8 protein-coding genes and 1 pseudogene are annotated in these 7,384 nt (G+C 40.9%); all 9 read right to left on the bottom strand.

The window, feature by feature from the left end:
- Positions 1 to 196: 196 nt before the first annotated feature.
- The 9 genes and pseudogenes from ICN47_RS11845 to ICN47_RS11805 all read right to left on the bottom strand — a co-directional run bounded on the left by ICN47_RS11845 (position 197) and on the right by ICN47_RS11805 (position 7,369).
- Positions 197 to 1,594: a hypothetical protein gene (locus ICN47_RS11845; RefSeq protein WP_216220147.1), complete on the bottom strand. Its 1,398-nt coding sequence runs from the start codon at positions 1,592 to 1,594 to the stop codon at positions 197 to 199.
- 321 nt (positions 1,595 to 1,915) lie between these two features.
- On the bottom strand, positions 1,916 to 2,587 hold the full coding sequence (locus ICN47_RS11840; RefSeq protein ID WP_216220146.1) for a class I SAM-dependent methyltransferase: 672 nt from the start codon (positions 2,585 to 2,587) through the stop codon (positions 1,916 to 1,918).
- 286 nt (positions 2,588 to 2,873) lie between these two features.
- A pseudogene (locus ICN47_RS11835) lies at positions 2,874 to 3,290 on the bottom strand (phytanoyl-CoA dioxygenase family protein); the annotation flags it as partial.
- Positions 3,291 to 3,308: 18 nt separating this feature from the next.
- Entirely contained in the window at positions 3,309 to 3,710 is a 402-nt protein-coding gene (locus ICN47_RS11830; RefSeq protein ID WP_216220144.1) for a hypothetical protein, read from the bottom strand.
- A 60-nt stretch (positions 3,711 to 3,770) separates the two neighbouring features.
- Positions 3,771 to 4,478, bottom strand: a complete 708-nt coding sequence (locus tag ICN47_RS11825; protein WP_216220143.1) for an NUDIX hydrolase — start codon at positions 4,476 to 4,478, stop codon at positions 3,771 to 3,773.
- Entirely contained in the window at positions 4,475 to 5,329 is an 855-nt protein-coding gene (locus ICN47_RS11820) for a DMT family transporter (protein ID WP_216220142.1), read from the bottom strand. The genes ICN47_RS11825 and ICN47_RS11820 overlap by 4 nt, the downstream gene beginning before the upstream one ends.
- A 25-nt stretch (positions 5,330 to 5,354) precedes the next feature.
- The gene (locus ICN47_RS11815) at positions 5,355 to 5,567 is read right to left on the bottom strand and encodes a hypothetical protein (protein WP_216220141.1); all 213 of its coding nucleotides are present in this window, start codon (positions 5,565 to 5,567) and stop codon (positions 5,355 to 5,357) included.
- Between the two features lie 146 nt (positions 5,568 to 5,713).
- Positions 5,714 to 5,869 (bottom strand): hypothetical protein, encoded by a 156-nt coding sequence (locus ICN47_RS11810; RefSeq protein ID WP_216220140.1) that lies wholly within the window; start codon positions 5,867 to 5,869, stop codon positions 5,714 to 5,716.
- Positions 5,870 to 5,959: 90 nt separating this feature from the next.
- Entirely contained in the window at positions 5,960 to 7,369 is a 1,410-nt protein-coding gene (locus ICN47_RS11805) for a DUF6056 family protein (protein WP_216220139.1), read from the bottom strand.
- Positions 7,370 to 7,384: the final 15 nt, after the last annotated feature.

Below are 7,384 nucleotides of genomic sequence, written 5' to 3'. Positions count from 1 at the left end.
AGGCAAAATGCATTTCAGAGGAAAGCACAAAAGCGGTCACGCTGAATCTGAAACAGGCGGTCACGCTCATTATGAAATGACCGGTCATTTGCCTGAAATGGGTGGTCACGCTGGCCTGAAATACGCAGTACATTTATCGATATAGGTATTCCTACAGACTACATTAGGGCGCAACAACTTATAAAATTCTAGTTATTTATTTTCGTTCAAGATTTTTTAAAACAATTATGGTGGGGTTTTCAATAATGATGGAATAGTTTTTTGGTGATTCAACTAGTTCGGGCCAGTTTTTTATATCAGTATTTTGAAGAAAAATATAGTCAAAATATTTGGCACAATCAAATCCTTGACAGTTTCTTATCTCAGGAAAAACCGAATATGAGAGTGGGGTTAATAAACCATCTAAAGAGTACATACCAGAGAGTGCGCTACCCGCAAGGTTAGTCCCATCCTTTGCCCAAAGTCTGTCTCCAGGCTTTGCAAGCCCATGAAGAGTATTGCCAATCTTAACCCACGGTTGCATAAAAGAGGCGTAATTTGAGAGGGAAAAACCATCCCTATGCTTAGCACGCGTTAGGGAGAATTCTCCTCCAAACACAAAAATCAGAGATGTTATAAAAACCCCAGCTTGTACAGATAGTAAAAGCATAGTCTTTTTGGCAACAGAAGAATTTTCTCTTAATAGCAATGCGCCAATTGCTAAAATAGCAATATTGGCGGGTAGTAGGTAGCGAAAAGTAAAGCCCATGTGCATATAACCAGAATACGCATGGTATATATTGATACTTAGAAAGCCTAAAAAAATCATAACTAATGATTCTTGATGAGATATTTGGCCCTCACTAGATGCTAATCTAGCGGATGAAAATTTATTTTTTATTGTTTGGAATGTATAAAAAAGCGCAGAGATATAAGATATAAGCAGAAAAATGCTAATACATATTGAAGAAATTAGATGAACTACTCCATTGCCGATAATGAAAATCTTAGATTGACCATTTTGGAAAATAATATGGCCAGCAAATGATTTAATGTATGCGGGTGTTGGCAGCCAATTATTAAATAATAATTTGTTGTAGGAGAGCCAAAACGCTATGCTGCATATGAAAAATGCTATAGCAGTAATTTTTAAGCTTTGCTTTCTATGAAAAATAATAAGATGAAATAGCGGGTAGATAGAAGCTAAAATAAACTCTGGGCGAACTAAAATTCCCAGACTTAATACTAACCATCCAAGAATATGTTCTGGCCCATACCTATTGAAAATATAAACCACTAGCAATCCCCAAAAGATTGCAAGGCTAGTTTCTATTCCTCCAAGGAACCATAGGTAGGCGGGGATGTAGGTAATAAAACCAAACAAAAGAAGGTAGATATTATCCGACCCTTTAAATTTCATTTTGTATATTAAAAAGATGCATGCAAAATAAAACGATATTCCAATTATTTTTATGCCTGTATTCCAATCATGGAAATAGTGGGCTAAGGAACCTATGTATGGCCAAATCAAGCTGGTAGATATATTTATTTTTTCTTCTGCATTCCAGTTTGGAAAGCCAAGTTCAATTACATTTTTAGTAATTCGGTACCCCATCCACTTATCATCGTTATCAAAGTCCCAGAAATATAAAATTGCACAAGAGAAAAATAGGGCAATTAATATAAATAAATCTTTTTAGATTTAATATATTCAAATACCTGCTCATAATTATTTTTATAAATGAGAACAATAGCCACTAAAGAGCCTGCAATCATCGGAGAAATTAAATATAGCTTGTCAATCAAATATTTATTGCATACACCAATGCATGGCACATCTATACCGAATAAGTAATTTCCAATCCCCGTCAAATACAGGAACAATAGCTGAAATGAAAGAATTAGCGCGTAGGATTTTACTAAAGCACTTTTCATTCTATTTACCTTTATTTTTGGAAGTGCTGCTATATATTGTTCCGCTTACTCGTTTTCCTAGTAAACTTAAACCACGCACCAGCAATCTCTTCCACGAATTAATCCATTGACGTAACTCAGAAAGCTCTGCATCTCTGTCTGCAAGTTCTTTTGAGAGGATACTAACTTCATGATTTAGGCGAATTTTCATTTCGTCTTCGCGCATATTAAATACTTCAAGCTGACGTTCACCCAATGTAGTGAAATAATCACGCACTTCATTGTTGGTAAGCTCTGGAGCACCCAGCCATTGGGCGGAGGATGGATTGGCTTGATTGTTAATGCAAATCACTCCTAAGCCTTTGGAATGTGGAAAAGAGATATGGGCATCGTATGTTTCCTGCAATTCGGCCCAAAATTTCCAGACGCCAAATCCATGATCACGCATCTCGGTGTCATGAAACAGAACAATTGCGTTAGGAGCAAGCTTTGGGAGCCAGGTTTCAAAATCATGCTTAACGGCCTCATAGGTATGCAATCCATCAATATGCAATAAATTTACGCTGCCATTAGAAAATTGGTTAAGAGCTTCGTCAAAAGTCATGCGAAGTAAGTGTGAAAACTTACTATAGTGAGCGTCATTATGAGCGCTGACTTCTTTGTATACAGTATCGTCATATTGACCTGCATGCATATCACCTTGTCAAGTATCTACTGCATAGCATTGAGTAGGTAAATGTAATTCTTTGGCGGACTGACAAAATGCAAAGTAGGAGTTTCCAGAGTGAGTACCCAGCTCTACAAAGATTTTTGGGCTGATAGCCCCCATAACCCAGTATGCGAATGGTAGATGGCCTACCCATGGGTTTGGTGATTGTAGTGATAGGGGGCGAAACCCTGCGGCCTTTAAAGGGCTAAAAGCGGTCATTTAAAAAGTCACTTTATAAGTTTGTAATTTTTAGTATCGGGTAAAAAAATAATTAGTCGATTTTCTGGGATTCGCGAACCATCCAATGGCGGCCATTACCCAAATCAGATGTCTTGCAAGGATAATCTCCATTACGGAAATAATGAGTAACTAAGCTTTTGCGGGTTAGTTTAGGATTAAAAATTTTACCGCCCCCATGAAATAGTTGACTATGCCAAATGAGGCAATCGCCTTCTTTGGGAAGAAACTGCTGCACCTTCAGGCCGCGTTGATCAATCTGAGATTGCATGTACTCCTGAAAGGCATCCATTTCATTAGCAATGGATGACATAGCACCGTTAGAGAAAAGATAAGGGGGAATTAAGTGTGATCCTGGGTAGTATTGAAGTGGCCCAGCATCGGGATGGCAGTCTTCTAGTGCAATCCAGGCCGCCGCCAAATTAAAGTCTTTGGGAGGTGTCATATATAGGCTGTCGTTATGAAACCATTACTGTGACCCATATTTAAAGTTCAGAGAATTGCATAGCATGGGATCGCCATGTAAAAACTCTCTTAAGTACTTTGTCAATAAGGGTTGAAGTGCTGCTTGACGAATGAGCTCATGCTCCAAGTAAAGATCATTGATCTTAAAACTTTCCAGCTCAGCATCATCTGGACAGTCCTTAAGATAAATACGCTTTGACTGGGTACTGACATAGATGTCAATGATCGTTTTCTCATTTGTCTTTTTATTTTTGAGAATTTGATCCACTAAATCCCGAATATTTTGAGTTTCGATGCTAGAAAACAGTTTTGGCAGAACAATATAGCCATTTTCTTTCCAAAAATCGAGATGCTCTTTTTTAAGAGATAGGCGATTGATAGTTTGTTTGATGGACTTGAAGGGCATGGATCAATTATAGCTATTGGAAGCACTTCTGTAGGAGGTTTTAAATTCCTAAATGCTTTTTTAAAGCAAGCCCCTTAGCCTTGCTTGACAAAACGCTGAAATCGTATGGGTTTCTTGTATTTCACCTGCTAAAAGAAGGGATTCAAACTCTTTAACAGAGTAGCGCTCAATAGCTTCAACACCCTCGTCAAGCTGAGGGGATCCTAAAGATTGCAGTTGGGTAAAAAAGAGATAAGAGCCATTGGCAAAAAGATTGGTGGTGCCATAAATAAAGCCTAACGGAATCAACTCACCAGCTACTCCTTCAATTTCTTCAAGCAGTTCATTTCTGGCAGTTTGTTCCAGAGTGGCATTCTCATCAATAGCGCCACGAGGGATTTCTAAGATCGATTTACGCAATGCGTGACGAAAATGTCGGATCAAAATAAGCTTATTTTCAAAAATAGGAAGAACAGCAACCCCCTCATTATTGCGATTCATGGTGCGAGTATGTAGGCGAATATCGCCATCCGAAAACTCTACCGCATCTCGAATAACCGTAACCCAAGGATCTTCTGAAATAATGCCTACCTGTGATTCTTCAGGGGGTAGTCCAAGCACTTGATTGCGTAGTAATGATGCTTGTTCTGCAGCATATATTTTTTGTGGATCAAATACGATTCGCACGCTCTCTGCATTGTTGGAAAAATGCTTGGGATGTTTTCTGGCGAACTCTAAATAGTATTCAATGCGTTTTAAAAAAGAGGAATCCATCGATATTGATTTCATTCGTTAGTAAATTTACCTACTGCCAATAGCATTACACCAATCGTTATCGTGCTCACTCCTATCCAGCGAACGGCTGTAATACGCTCTTTGAGAATAAGCGCGCTAATGAGCACTGAAAAAATGATGCTGGTTTCCCGAATCGCACTCACACCCCCAACACTTGCTTTGCTCAAAGACCAAATAAAAATCCCAAAAGAGGTTAATCCTAGTATGCCTGTAAGGGCTGTATTTTTCCATTCAATTGCCCAAATTTTTAGGGCTTTTCCTTGGGTTGCCCATAGGGCATAAGCAATAAAAACTAAGCCATCCCAAAAGACGAGGTGAACAGTAAAGGAAAAAACGCTTTCAGTAAAGCGTACACCATAAGCATCCAATACAGAATACAGGGCAACTGTTGCAGCGGCAAACCCTGCTAATAGAAAAACAAATGTCGTGACTTGTTTTTTAAGGCCATCGGTCACTAAAAAATACACTCCAGCACACACAAACAGAATGCCTAAAAGGGCAATCATGCCGGGTTTCTCACCTAATGCAAAAAAGGCAATCATGACTGCTAATACAGGACATAATCCTCGGGCTAGGGGGTAAGCAAGGCTTAGATGGGTATTTTGGTAAAGGTGCGCTAGCGCCACCTTATAGGCAAAATGAATCAACACTGAGAGGGCAATAATACCCATTGCCCAGGGCGAAAGTGGGCTAGCCGTGAAAAGCAAAAGAGCGCACACCGAAGTGGTGGCGACATTCATTCCGCCAATTGCAATAATTTGATTGCGATTGGCTTTGATGAGGGCATGCCAGGAAGCATGCAATATCGCTGCGCTAATGAGGGCCGCAATAACTAAGGGATCCAAAAGGTGAGCCTAGAAAAAAATACCATTATCGCGCATCACTATGAGATTCCTGTCTTAGAACTGATTTCACTACATCAATTCGGTTGTGCGTAGCCTTCTTATGAGTAAAAGTAGGCGCCACCCAGTTCTCTATTAGTCTTGTAGGTACTGGCGTCAATGATGGTCCTAAATAATGCTCTGGAGACGCGATACCAAATGCCAATCTCATGCACTGCTGAAGAGTGCGGTGACGCAGCATTCGAGCGCTTTTAGAGGCTCAGATCGTGGTCGATGATAAAACTACGCGTTACTTGATGAGCGCCCAAAATCGTAAGATCAAAGCCAATCAGGCACTAGCTGCTTTGAGGCAGATTGCTTGGCAAGCAGACGATAGGGCTCGAACAGTCAATCTAGGCACAGATCTAATGCCAGTAGTTCAGCCAAGCAGTCAAGGGGGCGATCGTTACCTTGGAGCAAGGCGGTGGCAATGCGAACGATGCTAGTTTTACGATCTGCGCCTAAATAGGCTAAATGGGTAAACCAAGCTCGAATTGGTTTCAAGGAGAGTAGGGTGGGGGCGGTGTTTTGCCCCTACCGCTTCTATATTGCATGTTTGAATTACAAGTGCTTTGCACCATTAGACAAAATAGACTAGCGAGGTAATTGAGTGGGGCGCAATTTGTTTAAACCTTGCCAGCACCCTTTGATCCAGTCAATATCAATATCGCTCACGTGGGGAGTAGGGGCAGGAGCTCCAGTCCATAGCCCTTGTCGCTCATAGATGGAATGGGCCATATACAGATTGGTAGAAGTGCCAATGAGGGTTGAAATGAGTAAAGCCGTCGCAACCCAGGGATCCAAAATTCTTTTGGTATCTTTTTGAGCTAAGTGCATGCCAACGGCTGCGCTTAGAAAAATCACCGAAATAAAAATACAGACTAAAGCGCTCGTATAGTGCCAGTATGCGCGGTAAGCAAAAAACTCAGAGGCGCGATTAATAAACATTTGCAATAAGGCAAAGAGGGCAAAAAAAGCCCCAATTTTAATAAAACGGCTTTTATGGGTTGGCGCTAAATAGTGGTGATAACAGTAGCACAGTCCGCTCACGATGAGAAAGACAAAAAAGGTGCCAATTGTGAGGTAGCTATTGACCCACAGTTTGATTGCAAATTTCCAGGCAGTATCCAATAAATCCAGGTAGTCAAGCGCAGAACGCTCGAATGAAGTTCCCGCCATCTTCATGCGTTTGTGACTGCCAGGCGCTACATATTGGGTCAGAACGAGACCGGCAATACAAGCGGACATAAATCCCAAATATTCTATTTTAGAAAATACAGTGTTTTGGTGTGTACGTATCAAGGCAGAAAGTAAGGTGATTGCCAAGACAATGATGATCGAGGTGGTAAGTGTAGGACCAGTGGTGCCCGCCAATAATCCCAATATAGATAACATCACTAGCCGCAAAATCGATGGCTTAGATAAAAAATGCACAATGGCATATCCGAGCAAGAACAGCGTCACTAGCTGCATGACGTAATTGCCGTTATTGGTTTGCCAGTGGGTCAGGCCATGGGCAAATGCATAGGTTTCCTGAATGGCAAATACGCGATTTTCAAAAATAAAGCCATTAAAAGACTCGGGAGCCCATAAAAATCCCCACCATAAAAAAGGAATTACGATCAATAGCAGTAGTTTGCCCAATCGAGGAAGGTTTAGGTGATAAGAAAAAAGCAATACGATGGCTGCGCCTAGCCCAAAAGCAGTGATGAGAAACGGAATAGAAGAGGCTAGCGAGATTGGAAGGTGCGCTAATGGCCAGCCTACCCATAAATCCAGATTTAATAGCGCAAAGACATAAGCGCTCTGATTATTCCATGAGTGAATAATGGGTTCGATAATGCCGCTCATACTGACTGTCCAGGCTACGCAATAATCATCGGCTGCTGGTCTTAGCCAGTGGGATACGTAGATGCTCAAAAGCACATTGAGCGCAATCAAAATGAAGGCTACTACATAGATGAAGCCAGGCGTATGGCTTAAATAACGATGGGGTAGTTTCATAGTCATTTCATTGGT

Source organism: Polynucleobacter sp. AP-Latsch-80-C2 (assembly GCF_018882185.1).
Lineage (GTDB): Bacteria > Pseudomonadota > Gammaproteobacteria > Burkholderiales > Burkholderiaceae > Polynucleobacter.
Note: the sequence above shows the minus strand (reverse complement) of the source record. Positions and strands in the feature narration are given on the sequence as shown.